Source organism: Haloarcula sp. HT12 (assembly GCF_055271655.1).
In genome coordinates this window covers 809610-832120 of sequence record NZ_JBUXKW010000002.1, presented here as the reverse complement: position 1 = coordinate 832120, position 22511 = coordinate 809610, and the positions used below count along the sequence as shown (strand labels likewise).

The window sequence follows — 22511 nt, the reverse complement described above, 5'->3', positions numbered from 1 at the left end:
GCTAGGGCGTTGCAAACGGACAGTAACGGCCGACGGTCGACGGACAGCACCCGCCAAAGCACCGGTTGCGGTGTTCAACGGCGATGTACTTCTGTCCTCCGCGAACTGAGTTGGTAGTTTCCGCTTGCCACCCACTCCCTCGAAAGCCACCACGTAAAGAGCTGTATAACAAACATCGGGTAGCTCGGAGCACTGTATGCGAGCACAGTGCGTGCTCGTACTCTCCCGACGTCTACCGTCCCTTGCTCCCCTGTCCGGGACGGTTTCACGCCGGGTTTGCCCACCCGGCATCGGTCCTCGATACGTTCGTCCGACAGCCACAGATCCCTTACAGGCCCGAACTGAGCTGTATCTTGTCTTCGGTGATCGTCTCGACGGCGTCGGCCTGCAGCGGATACCCGTCATCCTCGTCGGTGTCTTCCCAGCCGAGCTTCGTCATGAGTGTCGTCTTCAGTCCAGGGTCCGGGTCGACGTGAGCGGTGCCGTATCTGTACCCGCTAACGATGCCGACCTCGTCGCCGGTACTCGTGACAACTGTCTTGCCGACATCGTCGTCGGTCAGTTGGATCGTTGACATTGCAGTCGTCGCTACCGGCGCGACGGGTATCACCACTATGCTTGCATACACAACAGCCGCGACGGACTCACGACCCAAATGCAAGATCCGACGTGTGACGGGGCCGACCCACCGACGCTACCAGTCCAGCGTCGTATTGACGACGACACCGAGCAGCAACACGACAGCGGCCAGATACAGCGCCGTGACGAACAGGAGCAGCGCGCCGAGGTAGCCGTAGGCCGCGTATCGACCGGCAGCGCCCGTGTAGTAGAAGAACCCGACCTGAATAGTGATCCAGCCCGCTGCGGCTACCAGTGTGCCCGGCACGACGTGCATGAGTGAAATGTCGACCGGCGGCAGCACGTAGTAGATGGGGACGAACGCGACGACGAGAGCGACAAACGCGGCGAGGTTGCCGACCAGCGTCGGATACGGGATCCGAAACTCGACGTACGTGAGCGTGACGCTAGTGGCCGACAGCAGGACGATAGCGCCGAAGAGCATCCCCATCACGACTGCGCTGCGGGCGAGTTGGGCCGGCAACGAGATCTCGGCCACCTCGCCATACACCTCGGTAAAGGCGATTGAAAGGCCACGGAACACCTTGCTGCCGCTCCAGACCACGAACACTAAACTCAGGGTTCCGGTCGCCCCGTGGCCGCGCGTGTTCTCCAGCAGTTCCGTCAGAATCACCTGTCCGTTCTCGGAGAGGACCGCCCGAAGCAGGTCCAGCAGTGTGGCGGTGCCCCCGAACGTCGAGAGCACGGCGAGCGAGAGCGCGAGCAATGGAACGATAGACGCGATCGCATAATAGGCGATACTGGCCGCCATGAACGGCACGTTTTCGTCGCGGACCGTCCGGACGATTTCGCGTCCGGTCGCGACACCACTCATCGACCTCGGGGGCGCGTTCCGGTGACGCGGGTTGTACCCGATAGCTGAACGTGACTCACAATGGCAGGTCACGAGCCACGGGAATAGAACGCCCGCCTGCGATGGCAGGTCCACAAGGGTGGACTACCGACGAGAGACTTGACGACTACCAGCGATGGTGGACGTCGTCGAAGACGTACTCCTCGTAGATGTCACGCACCGCGCCGTGGACCTGATTCGAGAGCGGGTCCATGTCGCTGACCGCTGCGTTCGCTCGGACGTGCTCCGGGTTGGTCGAGCCAGGGATAACCGTCGACACCGCGTCGTGGTCCAGAATCCAGCGCAGCGCCGCCTGGGCCATCGTCATCCGCTCGGGGACGTGGTCCCGGAGTTCGTCGACAGCATCGAAGCCCGCGTCGACCGGGAGGCCGGCGAAGGTCTCGCCGCGGTCAAAGGCCTCGCCCTCGATGTTGAAGTTCCGGTGGTCGTTCTCGGGGAACTCCATGTCCCGAGAGAGCTTGCCCGTCAGGAGCCCGGAGGCCAGCGGGACGCGGACGATGACGCCGATGTCGCGGCGCTTTGCCTCCTCGAAGAACAGCTCCGCGGGTCGCTGGCGGAACATGTTGAAGATTATCTGGACGGTCTCGACCGCCGGGTACTCGATGGCTTTCAGCGCTTCCTCGACGCGTTCGACGCTGACACCGCAGTGAGCCACCTTCCCCTCGTCTTTCAGCCGCGCCAGGGCGTCGAACGTCTCCGGCTGGTAGTAGGCGTCAGTCGGCGGACAGTGCAGTTGCAGGAGTTCGAGCGTGTCGACCCCGAGGTACTCCCGCGAGCGGTCGACGTGTTCGGAGAGGTTGTCGTAGTTGTAGCGCTCGGCCGTATGGGGATCGAGTCGGCGGCCGGCCTTCGTCGCGACGGTCACCTCGTCTCGGACCTCGCGCTCGTCGAGCACTTCGGCGATGCGTTGTTCGCTGAAGCCGTCGCCGTACACGTCGGCGGTGTCGATGAAGTCGACGCCCGCATCGAGCGCGGTCCGGACCGTCTCGCGGCCCTCCTCCTCGGAGACGTCACCCCAGTCACCACCGATGTTCCAGGTGCCCAGTCCGACATCTGTCACGTCATACCCCGTCGTTCCTAGCTGTCGTCGGTTCACAGACGGCTGTACCATCGGCGGTCACTTGGTGGCTGTGGTACGCGGCAACACCTCGAAAAAAGGGCAGTGTAGCCCGATAGCAGGCAGCCCGATGGACGTGCCAACGTGGACGCCGGGGGCTACGTGAGCCACTTCGTCCGGCGGATGTCGTACGCACCGCAGTCCGGACAGGAGTGGTACTGAACGTCGAACGACGCCCGACACACCAGACAGGTGTATCGGCCGCTCGGTTCCTCCCCAGGGGACACGGCGTTATCGAACAATCCCATCGACGACCACACGCTCCCTTGGCAGTACGAGAGTAAAAACAGGGCAGATCGTTCACGCGCTCCGTATCGACGCCGTCTTGCGATTGTGATTATGGGTAGGGGAGATGCCTACTGGTGCCTGATGGAAGGGAATGAAGATTCGTTTATACTTTCGGAGCCGGAGAACTGCCATCCTAGTGGAGCCGTGGGACCGCCCTCGAACTGACCAGAGAGCCCTGACCGCGGCATTTAAAACCCAGTCACCGGGTAACACACGGTATGGACGAACCACCTGCTGTCGGTGAGTTGACACCGCCGGACCGAACGCTGATGGGTCCTGGCCCGAGCGATGTACACCCGCGCGTACTCAAGGCGATGAGCACGCCGCTGGTCGGCCACCTCGACCCCTCGTTCATCGAGATCATGGACGAGGTCCAGGACCTCCTCCGGTACACGTTCCGGACGGACAACAAGTGGACGATTCCGGTTTCGGGCACCGGCTCCGCGGCGATGGAGGCGGCCATCGGCAACGTCGTCGAACCGGGCGATACGATGCTCGTCCCGACGAACGGCTACTTCGGCGACCGGATGGCGAGCATGGCCCGGCGTGCTGGCGGCGACGTGGTCACCGTCGACGCGGCGTGGGGCCAGCCGCTCGATCCCGCGGCGGTCGAAGATGCATTCGCCCAGCACAGCCCGGACGTGTTCGGGTTCGTTCACGCCGAGACCAGCACCGGCGTCCTCCAGCCGTCCGTTCCCGAACTGACGGACATCGCCCACGCGAACGACGCACTGGTCATCGCCGACAGCGTCACCTCGCTGGGCGGCGTCGAACTCCGCGTCGACGAGTGGGGCATCGACGTGGCCTACTCCGGCCCCCAGAAGTGCCTCTCCTGTCCGCCCGGCGCGAGCCCGCTCACGCTCAACGACGACGCGATGGACAAAGTCCTCTCCCGTGAGTCCGAGGCTCGCTCGTGGTATCTGGATATCTCGCTGCTGGAGGGGTACTGGGGTGACGAGCGCGCCTACCACCACACCGCACCCATCACGAACGTCTACGCGCTCCGTGAGGCGCTTCGTCTCGTCGCCGAGGAAGGCATCGAAGACCGCTGGGACCGCCACCTGCACGTCGCTGGCGCGCTGAAAGCCGGCGTCGAGGGGATGGGACTGGAGATGAACGCCCCCGATGACTTCTGGCTCCCGAGCCTGAACACCGTCCGCGTGCCCGACGGCGTCGACGACGGCGCGGTCATCCAGCACTTGCTTGAGGAGTACGACCTCGAAATCGCTAGCGGGCTGGGCGCGCTGGAGGGCGACATCTGGCGCATCGGTTGCATGGGCCACTCGGCCCGACGACAGAACGTCAGCTACCTGCTCGCGGCGCTGGGCAACGCGCTGCGCGAGCAGGGTGCGGCCGTTGACGTGGACGCCGGACTGGCGGCGATGAGCGAGCGGTTCTGACGCCACGCTGAGCCGACACCGGCGGTCCGGTTCGAGACCCTGCCGGGGCCATCGGCAACGGACATCGCACCCCCGTCGCTTCCGCTTTGTTTCGAGAGCCGTGGCATCGACTGCTCCGGACCCGTTCCAGCGGGACGAACCCTGCCGTCCGGGCAGTCGACGTGGCCTGCCGAAGTTGGGTTCTTATTCCGCGGGAATGTATGTCATGCTTTAATTCACTTCAGATAACACTTCCACATGTGATGTACAGTGTACTCATACCCGTTGATAGAGACGAAGCGCGCGCCACGAGTCAGGCGAGATACGTCTCGCGGCTCCCGGATGCCAGTGACACTGTCGAGGCGACGGTCCTCTACGTGATGCCGCCCGACGAATTCGCCGATGCCGACGAGGTGGAGTTCGGTGACGTAGACGCCGCCGTCCAGGCGGCCGACCAACTGGCGGAAGCCGGCGTTCCGGTGACTCGGATGGTTGACGACGGCGGCGTTGCCCAACAGATCGTCCGGACCGCGACTGAACTGGACAGTGATGAGATCGTCGTCGGCGGACGCAAGCGGTCGGGCGTCTCGAAAGTCCTGCTCGGGAGCACTGCACAGGACGTGCTGCTCTCGGCCGACAGGCCGGTCACGATCACGGGCGAGAGCGTCGTGCTCGGGGAGGGGACACGGCAGGTGCTCGTCCCGGTCGATGCGAGCGAAGAGCGAGCACGAAACCAGGCTGAGTACCTGGCCTCTCTTCCCAACGCGCCCGAGTCAGTCGAGGCGACGGTTCTCTTCGTGTTCCCACATCAGGATTACAAAGGGGCACCACCGCACGAGTTCGAGGACGTCGACGCCGCTGTCACTGCCGCCGAGCAACTGGAAGCGGAGGGGATTCCCGTCGAACGCGTCGCTGTCGGCGGCGAGGTCGGACGGAAGATACTCGATGCCGCAACTGACCGCGATGCCGACAGCATCGTCATGGGCGGACGCAAGCGGTCGGGTATCGCGAGTGTCCTCCTCGGGAGCACCACGCAGGACATCATGCTCGCTTCCGACCGCCCGGTCACGCTCACCGGCTGACCGTCTCCAGTCGTCCGGGTTGTGCGGGTCTGAAAACCAGGTCCGTCCTCCCCGATTTGAATGCACAGTACTCTAGTCGGGATATCTCTCGGAGTGGGTCGCTCAAGAAAAGCCCCGAGCGGACGGAGCGCCGACACGCACTCTCACCGTCAGTAGTTACTTCCGTCCTCGTCGGCTTTCTTCGCGGCCTCCTCCCCGGCCTTTTCCGTCGCTTCGGCGGCCTCCTCGCCCTTCATCTGGAGCTCCTTTCCGGCTTCCTGTGACCCCTCCTCGACACGCTCGGCCACCGCCTCGCCGCCTTCCTGGATCGTCTCGGCGGCCTGTTCGGACATCTCTTCGGTCCGATTAGCAGCTCGTTCGGACATCTCTTCGGTCCGATCTGCGGCCTGTTCGGATATCTCCTCGGTCCGACCGGCGGTCTTGTTTTTTGCTCTCCGGAATATCTCCTTTGGCTTCTGTGACTTCCGCATCCAGTAGCTAAGCCCGATCGCAGCGCCGACGAACAACAGCACCCGTGATATCCCCCCGCCTTTCGACTTGTCCGCTGGCCTGATCTCGATGGTCTTGTCGTTTGACTCCTTGATCGCCTCTATCACCGCCTCCTCGACTCGGTCGCTTTCGAATCGTTCCGAGGACTCAGACGTCCCTTTCGGCATTGGAATCTTCATTGTAACCCGGTTTTAGAGTCGGACGACACGGGGAAGTGTATTATCCTTGTGATAGAAAGTGCAGGGGGGTCGTCCGGCACAGACATTTCTTACCTGGACAGCGGAGAAGCCGTGGACAGTGTGCTTTGGACTGTCGTCTCTCGATCGCTGGAAGGGCAAGTCCGCCTTCCCCGATTTGAACGGAGAAAAACGGTCGGCCTCGCCTTGCTCGGCCGCTACGACTTCCAGGCTCAAATCGGCTCAGTTGGCGTGCTTACCGCTCACGGTCTCGTTCGAAGATTCGCGGAAAACCAAGTCCCCTCCCCGATTTGAACGCCGGAAGACGGGCTCGCTCCGATGCGCGCGCCTTCCGAGCCCTCGTTCGCTTCGCTCACGAGGACGGGGGACAAGTCGATCTACAGTCGACTACGATTCGGCTGAAAACCAAGTCCGCCCTCCCCGATTTGAACGGGGGACAAGTCGATCTACAGTCGACTGCTCTACCAGTCTGAGCTAAGGGCGGTCGACACCCGAAAATACCCCGCCGTCCAGACTTAAGGATTGTTATTCGCAGAGGGTGCGCCGGACGGTCACACGACGCGGAGTGACACACCGGCCGGTGTCAGACACGTCTGACCCCCGCTTTCGGTGGTCGATAGACGGGTCAGGGCGGCCTACGGGCGATATTCGACCGGGAAGAGATTGTCGCGTCATGCCGGTAGCTGACGGGCGTCAGACAGCGCGGGAAGATTAAAATACCATCATGTATAATACCTTCACCGAGCCCGATGAGTAAAATAACGTTCCGTGCTGACGATGACCTCATCGACCAACTGGAGGCGTTCGACGCCTCGAAGAGCGAGGTCATGCGCGAGGCGCTCCGGGAGTATCTCGGAGACGCGTCACCGTCAGCGTCGGAATCACCGGCGGCGTCGGAGACCGTGACCGACGCCGAGACGATCGACGAGCTCATCGAGGAACGTGTCGACAGCATCATCGCCGACCGGCTGCAAACGCGACAACGCCGTTCGCAACCGCAGGATGTCAACGTAAACATCTCGTTAGACGGCGTAGGTGCGGGAGCAGCGAACGCCGAAACCGACCGTCAGCGCGCTGCTGACCGTGGGACAAGCGCTGAGGGCGGGCAGACCCGAGCAGACAGTCAAACAGCTGACACGGAACGGCGTAAGACAGAGGCGGAAACACCGGATCGAACCGACACGGAGGAACGTAAGACGTGCGCGCAATGTGGTGAAAACCTGGGATCTGACCACGTTTACTGCCCGAACTGCGGTGAGAAAGCGTCCCGCCGAGTGTTCTGTGACTGCGGCGATGAACTCCGGTCGGACTGGGGGTTCTGCCCCAGTTGTGGCAGACGGACCCCAGCAGCGGATGTGCTCGATCAGACCTAAAGTGGCGTTTACACGCCATACACACCCTGAAACGGAGTAAACGGGCGAGTGTATGACACTGCCCGTAAGTTTTAATACATCAGGGTCAGTGGTTTATTCTGCGTAAGACGGTCGTCTTACACAGCGGCGAACGCGAGGGGATGCCCCCTTCGTACTGCGGTTTCGCTGTGTAAACACTCGGGCGGGTCGTAAACAGCTCCCGTCCGGGCCGTCTTACCCAAGGGGAAACTACCAAACATGGAGCGTGTGACACTACGGATTCCGAAGCAGCAGATTGAAGAGGTCGAACAGATGGTCGAGACGGGCGAGTACCCCAATCGGAGCGAAGCGATTCGCTCGGCGGTTCGGGAGATGCTCGCCGAGGAAGGCTCCGAGCAAACCTCCGAGAAGAAGCGGTCCTGGGCCAAGGTGTAACGATGCAGGATATCGTCAACGAGGCCCTCGAACGCGACGAGCAGGAACAGCAGAAGATGTCCGACGAGGACGTCGACGGGTTCGGAGACCCCCGCATCGTCATCGTCGGCTGTGGTGGCGCCGGCAACAACACGGTCAACCGCCTGTACAACATCGGCGTCGAGGGCGCCGACACCGTGGCCATCAACACGGACAAACAGCACCTCAAGATGATCGAAGCCGACACGAAGATTCTGGTCGGCAAGTCCCTTACCAACGGCCTCGGTGCCGGTGGCGACCCATCCATGGGCGAGCGCGCCACGGAGATGGCACAGGGCACTATCAAGGAAGTGCTGGGCGACGCTGACCTCGTGTTCGTCACCGCCGGTATGGGTGGCGGGACCGGGACGGGTGCCGCCCCCGTCGTCTCGAAGATCGCCAAGGAGCAGGGCGCAATCGTCGTCGGCATGGTGTCGACGCCGTTCAACGTCGAGCGGGCCCGCACGGTCAAGGCCGAGGAAGGCCTGGAGAAGCTCCGCAACGAAGCGGACTCCATCATCGTGCTGGACAACAACCGCCTGCTCGATTACGTCCCGAACCTGCCCATCGGCAAGGCGTTCTCCGTGATGGACCAGATCATCGCCGAGACCGTCAAGGGCATTTCCGAGACCATCACCCAGCCGAGCCTCATCAACCTCGACTACGCCGACATGACATCCATCATGAACCAGGGCGGCGTCGCGGTGATGCTGGTCGGCGAGACCCAGGACAAGAACAAGACCGAAGAGGTCGTCAAGGACGCGATGAACCACCCGCTGCTCGACGTGGACTACCGCGGCGCGAGCGGCGGCCTGGTCCACATCACCGGCGGCCCGGACCTCACACTGAAGGAGGCCGAGGGCATCGCCCAGAACATCACCGAGCGGCTTGAGGCCAACGCCAACGTCATCTGGGGCGCACGGATTCAGGAAGAGTACAAGGGCAAGGTGCGGGTCATGGCCATCATGACCGGCGTCCAGTCCGCTCAGGTGCTCGGTCCGACGACCCAGAAGCAGGCCAACAAGTCCCGCGAGGCGATCCAGGAAGTCGGCGACGACACGTCCTTCGACGCCTCGGACAACGTCGAGAGCTTCGACAGTCCCGATCCGAGCGGCGGTCGGAACAGCGGCGGTCGCAACGCCGGCTACAGCGAGACCGACGGCGGGCAGGACCAGCGCGAGAAGAACAACGGACTCGACGTCATCCGGACGAACAAGTAGCGACGTCCGCGGTTTTTCTTTCGGTTTCTACAGCCACGAGCGACGCGAGACGTGCGCGGTGTGTCCGGTGCGATGGCGGGCAGAACAGATTCGTCGCAGTGTCAGACAACGTACGCGTCAGACCGCTTCCAGCGCGTCCAGCAGATTGCACTTCCGACAGAGGTCCCGCGCCGTCGGCGCGCCGCAGTTGTCACACTCGCCGTAGTCGGTGTCGCTGTTCTCGCCACCGTAGGTGTCGGCGGCCAGCGCAGCGAGCTTCTCGTATCCGGCCATAATCGAGTGGCGCGTGCCGGGGTGATTCTCCTCCAGCCCGAGCATGAGTTCCTGTATCTCCCCGCGGTAGGCCTCCTCGGCGTGGGGACATTCGGTGATGTGTGCCGGGAGGTCCTGAAAGCGGGCGTACAGCGCGACCTCCTTCTCGGGGATGTCACGGAGGGGCTTCGCCCGCGGGATGTGGTGATCCTGAGCATCGCGGGTTTGTTCCGTAGGCGCGTCGGCAGCGGAGTCGAACGGCCCGAGCGACGCCTCGAAGTGTTTGGCGATCTGTGAGATATCGCCTTCGAGGAAGTTCATCAGCGCCGTCTCGGCCTCGTCATCGAGGTTGTGGCCGGTCAGCAGTTTGTCGGCGTCGAGTTCCTCGGCGTACTTCGAGAGCAGATCGCGGCGGAACACGCCGCAGTAGGCGCAGGCGGCCATCCCCTCCGGGTCGTCCTCGACGACATCGTCCATCTGGACGCCGAACTCGTCGGCGTAGGAGACGGTGACGTGTTCGATGCCGAGGTCGTCGGTCAGTTCCTCGCAGGCCTCCAGACTCGCGTCTCGGTAGCCCTCGATACCCTCGTGAATAGAAAGCGCAACCAGTTCGATACGGGGGTCCTCGGCGAACGTGTCATACAGAATCTGCGTGAGGACGACGCTGTCTTTCCCGCCCGAAAGGCCGATGACCCACGTCTCGGGGTCCTCGACAGTGGCGTCGTCGGACACGAGGCCGTCCTCGCGGATGCGACGACGAACCCGTTTCGTGACCGCTCGGCAGAGATGGGACTCACAGAGGTGAAGCCCGGAATAGGCCGCGTGTAACACCGCGTTCTCGCCGCATTTGTCGCACTCCATCGTGACGAGTAGTCGTGGCCGCAGTGGTGAAGGGGTTTCGTCTCGGCTCCGGGACGACAAGTCATAGCGACGCTGTCAGAGGCGGCATCGAGTCGTAACCATCGATGGCTTGGCCGCGAACTCAGGGCCGCCACGACAGCCACGCACCGTGGGGCTCGTAGTCGACGAGGTGTGTCGTCTCGATGTCGTCGCCGGTCCGGCGGTTCCAGTCCAGCGCCACCGACTCGCCGCCGGAGAGATCCCGACGGCCGGTGAGCCAGTGCAGCGGCCGCTCGGCCATCTGGTCTTCGAGGAACGCTGATAACGCTTCGCTCAGTTGCTCCGGCACCTGATAGCGGACGAGCGTATTGAATACGCAGACCGGCACGTCGTCCGGGATACCATCGAGCACCGCCGGCAAGTCATCGAGCATATCGCCCTCGATCAACCGCGGCGGGTCGTCCCGGGCGATTGACAACGCACCGTCCAGCACGGCGCGACGCTCCTCGTGTTCCGGCCAGATGAGCGCGCGGAGCCAGCCACGGTCGCCGTCGTCTGTTACGTCCAGCGGATTGCGGTCGATACCGACCCGAGAGCGAATCTCGGACGGTGTCTCCGGCAGCGGCGGGTCGCCGCCCCGGACGCTGCTCTCGATGATGACCGGCGAGCCGCTGTCGCCGACTACGCGGCCGTCGTAGTCGTAGCGGTAGCGGTCGAACAGGAGATTCAGGCCGGCACTGGGGCCGAGTTCCACCAGCGCGAGCGGCCCGTCAGCGGCGCGGGCCACCTGCGTGATGGCCGGATAGAGGACTGCGCTGCGCCGCACCGCGTTCGTCTGCGTGCGCCGAGTCCGCAGGAGCGGCCGGATGTCGTCGGCGTGGTCGAGACAAAACTCCCGGAAGGCAGGGAGGCACTCGTCATCCGGTTCTCGCGGGTCTCCGACGATGCTCGGGTAGTACTTGGCCAACCGATGGTCGGGGTTCCGGTCGAGCAAATAGTGAACCGCCGCCAGCAGGAGATGGGGTGCCTGGCGACCCTCGGGAACGGTCGCCGCGAGGTCGAGAAGAGCGGGGTCTTCAGCAGCTTCCCGGCAGAGGAGGGCGTACAGCGGGGAGGTGTCTTCGGCCCACGTCGCCAGGTCCCGGAACTGCGTCTGGAGGGCGGGCATGTCGGTCCAGAGACAGCACGACGCCATCAGTGTTTGCCTCCGGAGAGTCAGTGTTTAGGCCGCTCGACTGGTAGAGACGGCAATGAGTATGGACCGTCCGGAGGCAGTCGAGCGGGTCGAAGAAATCGTCACGACGGTCGAGGAGGAGACGATGCCGGTCCCGGTCCGGGAGGTGTGGGTGTACGGCGACGCCGCGCTCGGGCTAGACCCGGTCGAACGACTGGACGTGTACGTCACCAAGGACATCCTGTTCAAGGACGCCCCGGAGCGCGCCGCGGAGTTCCAGCGCAGTCACGGCGTCGACGGCGTCGGCAAGACCGTCCGCGCCGCGTGGGCCGACGAGCATCCCGAGTACATCCGCGCGAACGCCAACGGCCACGCCGCGCCCGAGAAGTGCCTGGCCGCCCACCTCCTGGAGGACGACGAGCCGGTCCATCTGGAAGTGTGCAACGCCTCCTTCGAGGACAACGTCACCCAGCGGCTCAAGGGGGCGAAGCTGCGAAACGACTACGAGCAGATACTGGACCCGCGCGGGGCCTGCCTGTGGATCGACGGCGAGCGGTCGCCGGAGGCCTTCCGGAAACTCCGGGACAACGAGTTCATCTTCCCGACGCTGACCCAGTCGCTGTCGATGCTCGGGATGGACGAGACGGAGGCCGGCGACGCCGCCGACGCGGTCAAGGCGTACCGGGCACAGCAGGAGGGGGCGACGGTTCGAGGCGACGTGGTGTAGGCAGTCACACGCGGAAGCCGGCAGGCCGACCTACTGCAGCCAGGGCGCGTCGACCGTGGCAAACCGGTGTCCGCAGGCGGGACACTCGACGAGCCGCGAGCCACTTTTACCGTCATCCACGGCGGCGAACCGACGGCTCCAGGTCACGTGTCGACATTCGGGACAGCGGCGGACGAGCGGTGGTATCATAGGGAAGCGTGAGTCCGCACGTGTCTTCGTAGCCGCTCCCCTTGCAAGGGTCTGTCGGGGGCGTGGGGCGTTACCTGCGGCGGTTCCACCCGGTGGGCAACTACAACGATGTTTTGAGCGTACAGAAGGGCTACACCCTCGCCAGGAGAAGGCAGTCGTATGAAACGAACGCGACGAGCGACCCTGGGGCTGGTCGGCAGCGTGACGATGGGGGCGCTGACTGGCTGTCTCGCACCGGGTAGGAACGGCAGCGGCGACGGCGGCTCGGAAACACGCACGCATCCGTCGCCCGGAACCGATACCGGCACCGAGACGGAGACGGCCACCGATGACGAAACGCCGACGGACACGCCGGACGGGCTGCCCGACGACCTGGATCGGGTCGATACGCCACCGTACGATATCGAGGACATCGAGTGCGACGTCGACGGCTCCGGCGAGGGCGACCGCGACCCGCTGTATCTCTGTGCGAACATGCCCGCCGAGCCGTCGCTGTCGTTCGAGCAGGTGTCGACCCGAGGGACGCTGTTCGCCGACGAGGGGCTGGAGTTCGCCGACGACAACACCGACGACCAGCTCTACGCGACGCTGCTGACGGACGCCGACGACATCGACCGGTTCGAGGACGACAGCGGTGACGCCTACAGCCTCGCCGCCGACACCGACTTCGGGAGCCACGCCGTCCTCGTCGTCCAGACCGGCTGGGGCTCCGGGTCGATCGTCCCCCACCTGAAACGCATCGAGGAGACAGCGGACGGCGTCCACGCGTTCGGCTGTTACACGCAGCCCTGCGTATACACGGAGGACTTCACCGCCCGGTCGACGGTCACCAGGTTCGAGCGGCCGGCCGCGCTCGACAGCGGCGTCGTCAGCCTGACCGTCGACCCGTCGACGCGGTACAACGTGGCGACGGGCGAGGGCGTCGTGACAATCGACCAGTCTGGCTGACCCCCGTATTCTTTGCGACCTGCGGGTGAAGCGACAGCTATGGCGGCCCTCCCGATTCGGACCCTCCACGTGCTCGCGATGGCAGCCCTCGTCGGCGGCACGACCGTCCTCTGGTACAGTTATCGGAACGGCGCTATCGTCTCGCTCGCGCCCGCGCGACAGTTCGAGTGGCTGTTCTGGGGCGGCGTCGGCGTGCTCGTGTTCACCGGCGTCGGGAACCTCGGCGCGCTCGGGCCACCGGGTCCCGGAACCGACTGGGGACGGACCCTGCTGGTGAAACTCACCGTCGTCGTCGCCCTCGTCGTCGGGTCGGTCGTCCGCACGCTCCTCCTCGTTCAGGCCAGCGACCGCGAGGCGTCCGGCGACCTCTCCGCGGCCCTTCGGCGAACGCTTTCGCGGGCATACGGCGCGACAGCGGCCGTCCTCCTGGGCATCGTCGTCCTCGCGGAGGTTCTCGCACATGGCTGAAGACCGGCGTGATGAAACAGCGGTTAGCAAGCCGGCGACCGAGAGCGAGCCAGTGCGTGACGCCGAACTGGCCGCCACGCGACCGGTGTCGCTCGTGACGTGGACGCTCGCCACGTTCGACACCGCCCTGTTCGTCCTCTTCGGCGTTCTCGCCGCCCACGCGAGCGGTAGCCTCGCCGACCTGCTCGACGGGCTGAACACCCTCGTCGGGGTGGCCGTCTTCTGCTATCTCTGGGCGCTGTTCGTCCTCGCGGTCCGGTGGGTCAACAGCCGGGTCGCACTCGGGGACGCCCCGCTACGGACCCTCGTGCTCCACGGAGTTGCGGCCGGCTGTGTCACCGGCGTCGCGTTCCTGCTGGGACTGTTCGCGGTGGCGCTCGTGCCGACGATCCAGAGCGGCGGGGTCCGTCTCCAGGCGGTGGTCCTCGTCGCGCTCATCGGGGCCGGTGTCGCCGCTGTCGTCGGCGGCGTCGTCGGACTGGTCGCCAGCCTGCTGGATATCGTGGTGTACGGATTGGCGGGCCATCTGCTCCCCGAAGTCGAGACCGAGCGCGTCACGGAACCGCACCAACGGTGACGAAGAACGGTACCGTCTCGCGGCGCTCGTAAGATTCGTCCTGCATCTGCTCGATCACGTCCCGGCCCATCGACCGCCAGCGCTCCCGGAGCGCGTCGTACTCGGCGGGCGTGGCCTCGCCGTTGAGAATCGTCTCGCGGTCGTGGGCCAGCCCGGTCCCGGTCGCTTTCCGCTGGGCGGCCTGCATCGCCGCGTCGTCGTAGGGCGGCTCGATGCGTTGCTCCTGGTCGTACTGCGCCGTCGAGACGACGGACAGCCCCGCGTCGCGGAACACGTCGGCGGCGTCGCTGCCGAGGGTGACGTCCGTCCGGACGCCGTCGAGGAACAGCCGGCGAGCGCGGCGGGCCAGTACCGGCTCCGCGTCGACGGTCGACTCGACGGTGACGGCGGCGTTGTTCGGCTCGATGGCGGCCACCCGGTCGGTGGCGACGCGAGCGAACTCCCGAACCGCGACCTCGGGGTCAGGGAGGTTGATGAGCAGCGCCTGACACACCACCAGGTCGAAGCTGTCGTCGGCAAAGGGGAGCCGCGTGGCGTCGCCGCAGACGGTCGGACCGCCGGCGGCGGCCAGTAGGTCCGTATCGGCGTCGAGACCGACGACGGTCCCGTCGGTCTCCTCGCGGAGGACGCGTGTCAGTTCGCCGGTCCCACAGCCCACGTCGAGGACCCGCTCGCACTCGCCCAGCTGCAGGTCCGAGAGCGCCGCGCGGGAGTCGGCCCACATCCCCCGGCGAGTCGTTTCGAGATAGTCGGCGGAGAACCTGCGCACAGTTCCTCAGAGTCGAGTCGTCCCCAAAAGTACCGCGGTCGAACGCGCTCGAACTTCCCTACAGAGTCGAGAAGATCGGCTACGCCGCAGTTGGTAGCGACGGCTATTCGTCGCGTAGCTCTTTGACGCGCTCGATGTTCCAGGCGAAGCTCTTGCCATTCTCGGTCGGCGTCTCGAGCACCAGCGGCACGTCGCGGATTGCGTCGTGGTTGACGAACGCGCGCATGCCGTCCTCGCCGATCTGGCCCTCGCCGATGTGGGCGTGTTCGTCCTTGTTCGTGCCACACTCGTGTTTGGAGTCGTTGAGGTGGACGCAGGCCAGGTCTTCGAAGCCGACGACCTCGTCGAACGCCGCGAGCGTCTCGTCGACGGCTTCGGGCGTCGAGAGGTCATAGCCCGCGGCGAACATGTGGGCCGTGTCGAGACAGAACTCGATGTCCTGGTCAGTTCGTTCCCGAACCGTCGCCAGGTGCTCGAACTGGCCGCCGAGTTTCGTCCCGCTGCCGGCGTCGGACTCGACCAGCACGGTGACGCCCTCGGGGATGTCGAGGTCGTCCAGCACGCTTGCCGCGTTGTCCAGGCCGCCGTCGACGCCCGCGCCGGTGTGGGCGCCGAGGTGGACGTTGACGTACTCGATGCCCAGCTTCGCGGCGGCGTCGACCTCCTTTTGCATCGAATCGAGGGACTTCTCGCGGAGGTCGTCTTTGGGCGTACAGAGGTTGACCAGGTACGACGAGTGGATGACCCACGGGCCGACGCCGTGGTCGGCCGCGAGGTCACGGAACTGCTCGGCCTCGTCGTCGTCGATGTTCGGGTCCTGCCAGACCTGCGGCGAGTGGGAGAATATCTGCCCGCAGTTGCCGCTGTACTCGACCTGTTCCTCGACGGCGTTGTAGACGCCGCCGGCGATAGAGGTGTGTGCCCCGACTCGTACCATGCACACCGGTCAGTGATGCCCGACAAAAGAGGTTCCGGAGTCAGAGCCACTCGCGGGCGGGCGGAATCACGCCGAGACTCGACGCGACGAGATACGTGCCGAAGCCGATGACCACAACGGAGACGAGCACCGTGACTGGTGTCACAGCCGCCAGCAGCGCGGACGCACCGGTGGCAATCAGAACGAGTCCGATGCCGACCAGCATGAGCGTGCCGAGCGCACCGAGCACCGCGTCCTCGGCTGCGATACGGACAATCGCGTACAGTTCTTCCTCGGAAAGCTGTGCGACGCGGCCGTCGGTTGCCCGGGGGTCGGCGGCGTCGGCAGGGCTGTCATCAGCGGGGGACGAGACCATGTCACTGCTTGGCCGGGTCCCCACAAAACGATGACGTAGCTCTGTTGTCAGGACTGGCCGCTAGTCCGCTTCCGTAGCCCCATTATTAGCGGCGTGCGGTCACAGTCGATCGACTACTGTCGCTTAATCAAAAGCCAACTAAGAAAAGTCGAGTGAACTTGGTGGGCCAGTAACCGACTTATAGCGAGTCTACTAAATTAGTACTAGCCAAATGACTGAGACACAGGCCGCAGTAGACGAAACGCGCGAGTTCGAGTTCGTCTTGGAGTTCGACGCAGGTGCCGATAGCCTGATGGACGTGTTCCGGCAGCACGAAAGTCTCTCCGTGTGGTCGTCGGCCATCTTCGTCGGTGACGACCACATGTGGCGACTCGACCACGCGAAAGGGACGCCCGAGGCCCTGCGTGCGTTCGACGAGGTCTTTCTGGACGAGGACCGCTGTAACGAGTGTTTCGACGTCGTGAGCTGTGAGACGACGCGGACGTACCACGTGCTGGATCGCACAGAGACGTCGCGGACGGTGTACACGCTACGGCGTGAGATCAGCGGCTGTCAGTCACTACCGAGTTTCCTTCACCGGCACGTCAGCGAAGGGACGATCTTCGAATCCCGGCGGACCGGCGATGAGTACCGCTGGCGCGTTCTCTATCCGGGGTCCAATCCCATCGGCGAGGTGTACGATAGAATCGAATCGAGCCTCCGCGATGGCGTCACGCTCTCGGTTTCTCACATCACCAGCGCTGGAAACTGGAAGGCCACCGAACGGGTTGCGACGGACTTCTCACCCCAGCAGTGGCGGGTGCTCAAGGCCGCTGTGACACATGGCTACTACGAGCGGCCCCGAGCGGTCTCGGTCAAGGACCTCGCATCGATACTGGACGAGCCCCGGTCGACCGTGCAGTATCAACTCCGGACTGCCGAGGACCGCATCGTCTCGCAGTTCATCGAGGAAACGCTCTGAAGGCCGATATTTCAGGTTAGTACGCGGCTCGTGGCGGGCCGGTGTGCCCGTCAACGCAGGACCGCACCGCCAGCGTCAGGGCGACCGTCGAATCCACTCGTCTGCGTCGTATCTCTCCCTCGCGTGCTCGCGTGCGCGGGGGAGTTCGTCGTCCGTCCACGAGCCCTCCGTCGCATCGACCCACTCCGCCAGTGTTGAGCGGAGCGTCTCGACGGCCTCGGCGCGGTCGATATCGGCGTACTCGTCTATCGCCCCGACGCGCTCCGCGAACCGCTCCGGATCGGGATCGGCAGTGAAACAGCCGCAGTGCCGCTCCGGGCGTAGCGAAACGGACAACGAACCGTGCTGGATGACAGCGTCTTTCTGGCGGTACTGGGCGTTCCCGCTCAGCTTGCGGCCGTCGGGGCCGACGATATCGTGGGCCGGATGGAGTTGCCGCAGGTAACAGGCCGGCTGGTGGATCGCTGCCCGCTCGTCGTCGGCGAAGGAGGCGTCGACACCCATGCGCTCGAACGCGTCGAGCACCGGCTCGCAGAACTGTTCGTAGCACTCCATGAGGTCGCCCGGAACCGCGTCAGCCGGTGCGATGATGCCGTAGGAGATGTCGGCCACGCTGTCGTGGTAGATCGCACCGCCCCCCGTGGGCCGGCGCGTCACCCCGATGTCCTCGCACTCGCAGAACGCCCAGTCGATCGTGTCCGGGTCCTGTCCGTAGCCAAGCGACAGCGTGTCGGGCCAGGTGTACACCCGCACCGTCGCCGGACCGCCCGCAGCGACGGTTTCGGCAGCGGCCGCTTCCAGCGCCATGGTCATCGGTCCGGGCTGTGTTTCCTCGCCGATGACGCGCCACTCCAGATCGGCCAGTGACATACCCGGGCTTCGTGACGCGATGCGATATGAATTGCGGGCTAGCAGTGGTTGGGATGGCTGACGGCGTTGTTGGTTGTGCCAAGAGCCAGAAAGCCCCGACCGGCTGAACGAAGGCGGGCGACGCAAGCACCACAGGAACGAGCGGAGAGAGTGACGAGGAGCGCAGCGAGCCCCCCGAGTTCAGCCGCCCACCGGGAGACCTGCGGTCTCCCGAGCAGTCGGCGCACAGCGCCGACAACGCCCCTTTCAGTCCCGCCCAACGTTGTTTGCGAAACCGGCTACGGGTGGGGATTTCTGGCCGTTCTCACTCGCCGTTACTTTGCCAAAAACGACCGACTAACTGCTATCCCTGAACGTGCCCGCAGTCGGTACAGGTGAGTTCGAACCGGCCGTCGGCGATGGCGACGCTCTGGGTCGTCTCCGCGTCACACTCCGGGCAGTGCGCTCTCGATTCCAGATCGTCCCAGTCGTGGCTCGCCCCGGGCGCGCCGAAGGCCCAGCCGACGACGCGCTCGTCGCCGGCGTTGTACCCCTGCTGGAACTCGCCGGGCTCGAAGCGAATGAGCTCGCCGCCCGAAACGTCGACCTCCTCGCGGTCGAGGCCGACCTCGAAGGTGGTCTGTCCCTGCTCGATGTAGAACACCTCTTCCTGGTCGTGGTGGCGATGGAGGGCTCCCGAGAAGGAGTCCCCGGGTTCGAGTTCGAAGTAGTTCGCCGCGAAATGCTCGGTCCCGAGTTCGCGGGAAACGGGCTTGCGGATGTCGTGTACCTGCATCGGGTTCCGTTCGATCGGTACGTCGTCGAGAGTTACTGTGTCCATTGTCAGTGTCGTCCTGGGTCGGGCCACAGCGGCCCTGTGGTGTGTTCCCAATCCAGCGTTAAGTGACACTGTTCCGGAGTTTATAGTTTTTCGGGAAGGCAGCCGCGTCGCCGATTCCCGGTGAGTCAGGACTACGCCACTGATACGTTGTGCTGGTCAAGCAAGTCAGCCATCACGCGAGCTTCAGCCTTCCGGAGGTGCTGGGCGGCGGTTCCGGGCGCACAGCCGAGTACGTCGGCGACATCGTCGACACTGCCCTCGCGGGGGTCGCCGTAGTAGCCACAGTCGACGGCCGCGGCGACGGCCTCGAACTGGCGGTCGGTGAGCGCGGCCCCGGTGTCGAGCCGTCGGCTGTCGTACTCGCCGACCTCGCGGACATCGACGGAGACGCTGTCTGGGGCCGTCTCGACGGCCTCCTGAACTGTCTCGCCTGGGCCGACCAGCGTGAGGCCGACCGTTCCGTCGTCGCGGTAGGCGACCGGCGAGACGATGACCAGACCGGCCTGCGTGAACGCGTCGATGAGGTCCGTATCGGAGTCCGTCGGTCGGCCACACACGTACAGGTAAAACGAGTCGTCAGGGCAGGGAGAGAGGGCGTACTCCGTGACCCTCGGGGCGTGTTCCAGGGCTTCCCGGTACGGTTCGACCGGCCAGCCGTCGACGTGAAAGAGGAGGGTCTGGACCGCGGCACCCATGTCGTTCCACCGGAGGAGATAGCTCGCCTCGTAGCCGTCGTGGTCCATCACGAACTGGTGCATCGGGTGGCGTATCTCGGGACCCATCCACAGCGAGAGCGTGACGTATTTCATACCGGACGGGTTCCAGTGGGTATTTAAAATAACCTCGGCCGTGAGGGCACAGGCCGAGGCACCCGGACGGCGAACACGCGGCCACGGAGATGGCCGAGACAGTCCACCGCACCGACGACACCCATCCGCTGATCGAGCCGATTGCCGACCACGTCCTCTCCACCGAGCGCCACGAGAACGCCCCGGCCGTCGTCATCCGTGCCGACGAGGTACAGAACGTCCTCTCGATGCTCCGGAGCGAGGCCGGGCTGGACCACTGTGCCTGTGTCACGGCCCAGGAGTACGCCGACCGGTTCGAGACGATATATCATCTGCGGCGCTACGCCGATCCGACCCAGGAGCTCTCGGTCGTCGTCCCGACACCACGGGAGTCGCCGACCAGCGAGTCGGCCGCATCCGTCTATCCGACCGCGGCGTGGCACGAGCGGGAGGCCTACGACCTGGTCGGTATCGAGTACGAGGACCATCCGGACCTGCGGCGCATCCTCCTGCCCGAGACGTGGCAGGGCCACCCGCTGGGCCGGGACTACAATCAGGACCAGCCACAGATCGTCTCGTTTCGCGAACACGAGCGACTGCTCGAAGACCACCGTGAGGGACCGGAGACGATGCACCTCAACATGGGGCCACACCACCCCTCGACCCACGGCGTCCTCCATCTGAACGTCCAACTGGACGGCGAGCAGGTGGCGGCGGTCGATCCCGATATCGGCTACATCCACCGGTGTGAGGAACAGATGTGCCAGAGGGGCACCTACCGCCACCAGATCATGCCGTACCCGGACCGCTGGGACTGGGGCGGGGCCGGCCTGCTGAACGAGTGGGCCTACGCCCGCGCGGCCGAGGACCTCGCCGACATCGAGGTGCCCGAGTACGCGCAGGTCATCCGGACGATGGGCGGCGAACTCTCGCGCATCCTCTCGCACATGCTCGCGGTCGCGACCTACGCGCTGGACGTGGTCGGGGAGTTCACCGCCACCTTCCAGTGGGGGGTCCGGGATCGCGAACTCGTCCAGGACATCCTCGAAGACCTCACCGGCCAGCGGCTGATGTTCAACTATCTCCGGCTGGGCGGCGTCGCCTGGGACCTGCCCGAGCCTCGCGAGGCGTTCTTCGAGAAGATACGCTCCTTTCTCGACGACCTCCCCCACAAACTCACGGAGTACCACGACATGCTCACCGGCAACGAGATCCTCCAACTGCGGACGGTCGACACGGGCCACCTCTCGGCAGAGACCGCGAAGGCCTACGGCTGTACCGGCCCGGTCGCGCGGGCCTCCGGCATCGACTACGATCTCCGGCGCGACGACCCCTACGGCTACTACGACGAACTCGACTGGTCAGTCGTCACCGAAGAGGGCGGCGACAACTTCGCGCGCCTGCTCGTGCGCCTGCGCGAAGTGGAGGAATCGGCGAAGATCATCGGCCAGTGCGTCGACTTGCTGGAGGACTGGCCGGAGGACGACCGGGAGATACAGGCGAACGTCCCCCGCACGCTCCGGCCCGACGCCGACAAGGAGATCTACCGCGCCGTCGAAGCCGCGAAGGGCGAACTCGGCATCTACATTCGCTCGGACGAGACGGACTCCCCCGCGCGGTTCAAGATCCGCGGCCCCTCCTTCTCGCACGTCCAGGCGCTTTCCGAGATGGCCCGCGGTGAGTACGTTCCAGACCTCGTGGCGACGATAGGCAGTCTGGACACCATCATGGGTGAGGTCGACCGGTAGGCGCAGGGCCGTCCGCGCCACACTCGGCCAGTGAGTTTTGTACGCCGGGCACGTACGTCCGGTGATGACTGAACAAGCGACATTCGCGGGCGGCTGTTTCTGGTGTACGGAATCAGTGTTCAAGCAGATCGACGGCGTGACCGAGGTGGTGTCGGGCTACGCCGGCGGCCACGCCGCCGACCCCAGCTACGAGGCGGTTTGCCGCGAGGAGACAGGCCACGCAGAGTGCGTACAGCTCACCTACGACCCGGATAAAGTGAGCTACGAGGACCTGCTCGCGGTTCATTTCACGACGCACAACCCCACGACGAAGGACCGGCAGGGCAACGACGTTGGCACGCAGTACCGCTCGGCCGTGTTCTACCACGACGAGACCCAGCGCGAAACCGTCGAGGCGCTCATCGAGGAGATCCAGCCCGGCTACGACAGTGACATCGTCACCGAAGTCGAGCCACTGGAGGCGTTCTACCCCGCCGAGGAGTACCACCAGGACTACTTCGAGAAGAACCCGAACCAGAGCTACTGTCAAATGACCATCCCGCCGAAAATCGAGAAGCTCAAACAGAAACACGCGGAGTTGCTCGGATGAGCTTCGAGTACACGACCGACGTCGAGGTCCGGTACACGGACATCGATACGTACGGCCACGTCAACAACGCGACGTACGCGACCTACTTCGAGGAGGCTCGTATCGACTACCTGGACGACGTGGTCAATGCCGGCGAAGCGCTGCTCTCGGGCAGCGAGTCGGGCACAGGCATCGTCATCGCGAACCTCGAAGTCGATTACATCCAGCCGGTCCATATCAGCGACTCCGTCGCCGTTGCTGTCCGAGTCCCCCGTCTGGGCGAGAAGAGCTTCCCCTTCGAGTACGAGGTCCGGACCGAGAACGGTGTGGCTGCGGCCGGTGAGACGACCGTCGTCACGTACGACCGCGACGCGGAATCCTCGCGCCCGATTCCCGAAGACTGGCGGAGCGCGATCACGCAGTTCGAAGGGCTGTAACGGTAGTTCCCGGA

Annotated in this window: 26 protein-coding genes and 1 tRNA gene; 13 read left to right on the top strand and 14 right to left on the bottom strand. The window is 64.8% G+C overall.

Annotation, left to right across the window (positions count from 1 at the left end):
- Window positions 1-328: 328 nt before the first annotated feature.
- The 4 genes from ACY9XZ_RS09520 to ACY9XZ_RS09505 all read right to left on the bottom strand — a co-directional run bounded on the left by ACY9XZ_RS09520 (window position 329) and on the right by ACY9XZ_RS09505 (window position 2857).
- Window positions 329-577, bottom strand: coding sequence for a PRC-barrel domain containing protein (locus tag ACY9XZ_RS09520; RefSeq protein ID WP_463456789.1), 249 nt, complete (start codon window positions 575-577; stop codon window positions 329-331).
- A gap of 117 nt (window positions 578-694) precedes the next feature.
- Window positions 695-1453, bottom strand: coding sequence for a YihY/virulence factor BrkB family protein (locus ACY9XZ_RS09515; protein WP_463456788.1), 759 nt, complete (start codon window positions 1451-1453; stop codon window positions 695-697).
- Between the two features lie 145 nt (window positions 1454-1598).
- The gene (locus ACY9XZ_RS09510; protein WP_463456787.1) at window positions 1599-2588 is read right to left on the bottom strand and encodes an aldo/keto reductase; all 990 of its coding nucleotides are present in this window, start codon (window positions 2586-2588) and stop codon (window positions 1599-1601) included.
- A 119-nt stretch (window positions 2589-2707) separates the two neighbouring features.
- Window positions 2708-2857, bottom strand: coding sequence for a hypothetical protein (locus tag ACY9XZ_RS09505; RefSeq protein WP_463456786.1), 150 nt, complete (start codon window positions 2855-2857; stop codon window positions 2708-2710).
- A 258-nt stretch (window positions 2858-3115) separates the two neighbouring features.
- On the opposite strand from ACY9XZ_RS09505, the gene ACY9XZ_RS09500 reads away from it, so the two are divergent.
- Window positions 3116-4297, top strand: a complete 1182-nt coding sequence (locus ACY9XZ_RS09500) for a pyridoxal-phosphate-dependent aminotransferase family protein (protein WP_463456785.1) — start codon at window positions 3116-3118, stop codon at window positions 4295-4297.
- Between the two features lie 242 nt (window positions 4298-4539).
- Window positions 4540-5358 carry a universal stress protein gene (locus ACY9XZ_RS09495; protein ID WP_463456784.1) on the top strand — a complete coding sequence of 273 codons (819 nt, stop codon included), beginning with the start codon at window positions 4540-4542 and terminating at the stop codon, window positions 5356-5358.
- A 149-nt stretch (window positions 5359-5507) separates the two neighbouring features.
- On the opposite strand, the gene ACY9XZ_RS09490 is transcribed toward ACY9XZ_RS09495, so the two are convergent.
- Window positions 5508-6014, bottom strand: coding sequence for a hypothetical protein (locus ACY9XZ_RS09490; RefSeq protein ID WP_463456783.1), 507 nt, complete (start codon window positions 6012-6014; stop codon window positions 5508-5510).
- Window positions 6015-6454: 440 nt separating this feature from the next.
- A tRNA-Tyr gene (locus tag ACY9XZ_RS09485) sits at window positions 6455-6528 on the bottom strand.
- 265 nt (window positions 6529-6793) lie between these two features.
- Between ACY9XZ_RS09485 and ACY9XZ_RS09480 the strand changes: the two genes are divergently transcribed.
- The 3 genes from ACY9XZ_RS09480 (at window position 6794) to ftsZ (ending at window position 9069) form a co-directional block, all read left to right on the top strand.
- A complete protein-coding gene (locus ACY9XZ_RS09480) occupies window positions 6794-7417 on the top strand; it encodes a double zinc ribbon domain-containing protein (RefSeq protein ID WP_463456782.1) in 624 nt (207 codons plus the stop codon).
- Between the two features lie 237 nt (window positions 7418-7654).
- Window positions 7655-7831: a ribbon-helix-helix domain-containing protein gene (locus ACY9XZ_RS09475; protein ID WP_137683894.1), complete on the top strand. Its 177-nt coding sequence runs from the start codon at window positions 7655-7657 to the stop codon at window positions 7829-7831.
- 2 nt (window positions 7832-7833) lie between these two features.
- On the top strand, window positions 7834-9069 hold the full coding sequence (gene ftsZ / locus ACY9XZ_RS09470) for a cell division protein FtsZ (protein WP_463456781.1): 1236 nt from the start codon (window positions 7834-7836) through the stop codon (window positions 9067-9069).
- A gap of 117 nt (window positions 9070-9186) precedes the next feature.
- On the opposite strand, the gene ncsA is transcribed toward ftsZ, so the two are convergent.
- Complete coding sequence (gene ncsA / locus ACY9XZ_RS09465; protein ID WP_463456780.1) at window positions 9187-10182, bottom strand: tRNA 2-thiolation protein NcsA; 996 nt, start codon at window positions 10180-10182, stop codon at window positions 9187-9189.
- A 121-nt stretch (window positions 10183-10303) separates the two neighbouring features.
- Window positions 10304-11329, bottom strand: coding sequence for a DUF2332 domain-containing protein (locus tag ACY9XZ_RS09460; RefSeq protein WP_463456779.1), 1026 nt, complete (start codon window positions 11327-11329; stop codon window positions 10304-10306).
- Between the two features lie 88 nt (window positions 11330-11417).
- On the opposite strand from ACY9XZ_RS09460, the gene ACY9XZ_RS09455 reads away from it, so the two are divergent.
- The 4 genes from ACY9XZ_RS09455 to ACY9XZ_RS09440 all read left to right on the top strand — a co-directional run bounded on the left by ACY9XZ_RS09455 (window position 11418) and on the right by ACY9XZ_RS09440 (window position 14244).
- Complete coding sequence (locus ACY9XZ_RS09455) at window positions 11418-12062, top strand: DUF7095 family protein (protein WP_463456841.1); 645 nt, start codon at window positions 11418-11420, stop codon at window positions 12060-12062.
- A gap of 348 nt (window positions 12063-12410) precedes the next feature.
- On the top strand, window positions 12411-13199 hold the full coding sequence (locus tag ACY9XZ_RS09450; protein WP_463456778.1) for a hypothetical protein: 789 nt from the start codon (window positions 12411-12413) through the stop codon (window positions 13197-13199).
- Window positions 13200-13238: 39 nt separating this feature from the next.
- Window positions 13239-13667, top strand: coding sequence for a CopD family protein (locus tag ACY9XZ_RS09445; protein WP_463456777.1), 429 nt, complete (start codon window positions 13239-13241; stop codon window positions 13665-13667).
- Window positions 13660-14244, top strand: coding sequence for a hypothetical protein (locus ACY9XZ_RS09440; protein WP_463456776.1), 585 nt, complete (start codon window positions 13660-13662; stop codon window positions 14242-14244). The genes ACY9XZ_RS09445 and ACY9XZ_RS09440 overlap by 8 nt, the downstream gene beginning before the upstream one ends.
- Here ACY9XZ_RS09440 and ACY9XZ_RS09435 read toward each other — a convergent pair.
- The 3 genes from ACY9XZ_RS09435 to ACY9XZ_RS09425 all read right to left on the bottom strand — a co-directional run bounded on the left by ACY9XZ_RS09435 (window position 14222) and on the right by ACY9XZ_RS09425 (window position 16305).
- Window positions 14222-14968: a class I SAM-dependent methyltransferase gene (locus ACY9XZ_RS09435; protein ID WP_463456840.1), complete on the bottom strand. Its 747-nt coding sequence runs from the start codon at window positions 14966-14968 to the stop codon at window positions 14222-14224. The genes ACY9XZ_RS09440 and ACY9XZ_RS09435 overlap by 23 nt on opposite strands.
- Before the next feature lie 148 nt (window positions 14969-15116).
- Complete coding sequence (locus tag ACY9XZ_RS09430) at window positions 15117-15950, bottom strand: deoxyribonuclease IV (protein ID WP_463456775.1); 834 nt, start codon at window positions 15948-15950, stop codon at window positions 15117-15119.
- A gap of 40 nt (window positions 15951-15990) precedes the next feature.
- On the bottom strand, window positions 15991-16305 hold the full coding sequence (locus tag ACY9XZ_RS09425; RefSeq protein WP_463456774.1) for a hypothetical protein: 315 nt from the start codon (window positions 16303-16305) through the stop codon (window positions 15991-15993).
- A gap of 211 nt (window positions 16306-16516) precedes the next feature.
- Here ACY9XZ_RS09425 and ACY9XZ_RS09420 point away from each other — a divergent pair, with 211 nt between their 5' ends.
- The gene (locus tag ACY9XZ_RS09420; RefSeq protein WP_463456773.1) at window positions 16517-17266 is read left to right on the top strand and encodes a helix-turn-helix domain-containing protein; all 750 of its coding nucleotides are present in this window, start codon (window positions 16517-16519) and stop codon (window positions 17264-17266) included.
- Window positions 17267-17341: 75 nt separating this feature from the next.
- On the opposite strand, the gene ACY9XZ_RS09415 is transcribed toward ACY9XZ_RS09420, so the two are convergent.
- The 3 genes from ACY9XZ_RS09415 to ACY9XZ_RS09405 form a co-directional block, all read right to left on the bottom strand.
- Window positions 17342-18136 carry a lipoate--protein ligase family protein gene (locus ACY9XZ_RS09415; RefSeq protein WP_463456772.1) on the bottom strand — a complete coding sequence of 265 codons (795 nt, stop codon included), beginning with the start codon at window positions 18134-18136 and terminating at the stop codon, window positions 17342-17344.
- 343 nt (window positions 18137-18479) lie between these two features.
- Window positions 18480-18956: a cupin domain-containing protein gene (locus tag ACY9XZ_RS09410; RefSeq protein WP_463456771.1), complete on the bottom strand. Its 477-nt coding sequence runs from the start codon at window positions 18954-18956 to the stop codon at window positions 18480-18482.
- A gap of 131 nt (window positions 18957-19087) precedes the next feature.
- The gene (locus ACY9XZ_RS09405) at window positions 19088-19765 is read right to left on the bottom strand and encodes a helix-turn-helix domain-containing protein (protein WP_463456770.1); all 678 of its coding nucleotides are present in this window, start codon (window positions 19763-19765) and stop codon (window positions 19088-19090) included.
- An 89-nt stretch (window positions 19766-19854) separates the two neighbouring features.
- On the opposite strand from ACY9XZ_RS09405, the gene ACY9XZ_RS09400 reads away from it, so the two are divergent.
- The 3 genes from ACY9XZ_RS09400 to ACY9XZ_RS09390 all read left to right on the top strand — a co-directional run bounded on the left by ACY9XZ_RS09400 (window position 19855) and on the right by ACY9XZ_RS09390 (window position 22497).
- The gene (locus ACY9XZ_RS09400; protein ID WP_463456769.1) at window positions 19855-21492 is read left to right on the top strand and encodes an NADH-quinone oxidoreductase subunit D; all 1638 of its coding nucleotides are present in this window, start codon (window positions 19855-19857) and stop codon (window positions 21490-21492) included.
- 64 nt (window positions 21493-21556) lie between these two features.
- Window positions 21557-22081, top strand: coding sequence for a peptide-methionine (S)-S-oxide reductase MsrA (gene msrA, locus ACY9XZ_RS09395; protein ID WP_463456768.1), 525 nt, complete (start codon window positions 21557-21559; stop codon window positions 22079-22081).
- A complete protein-coding gene (locus tag ACY9XZ_RS09390; protein ID WP_463456767.1) occupies window positions 22078-22497 on the top strand; it encodes an acyl-CoA thioesterase in 420 nt (139 codons plus the stop codon). The genes msrA and ACY9XZ_RS09390 overlap by 4 nt, the downstream gene beginning before the upstream one ends.
- Window positions 22498-22511: the final 14 nt, after the last annotated feature.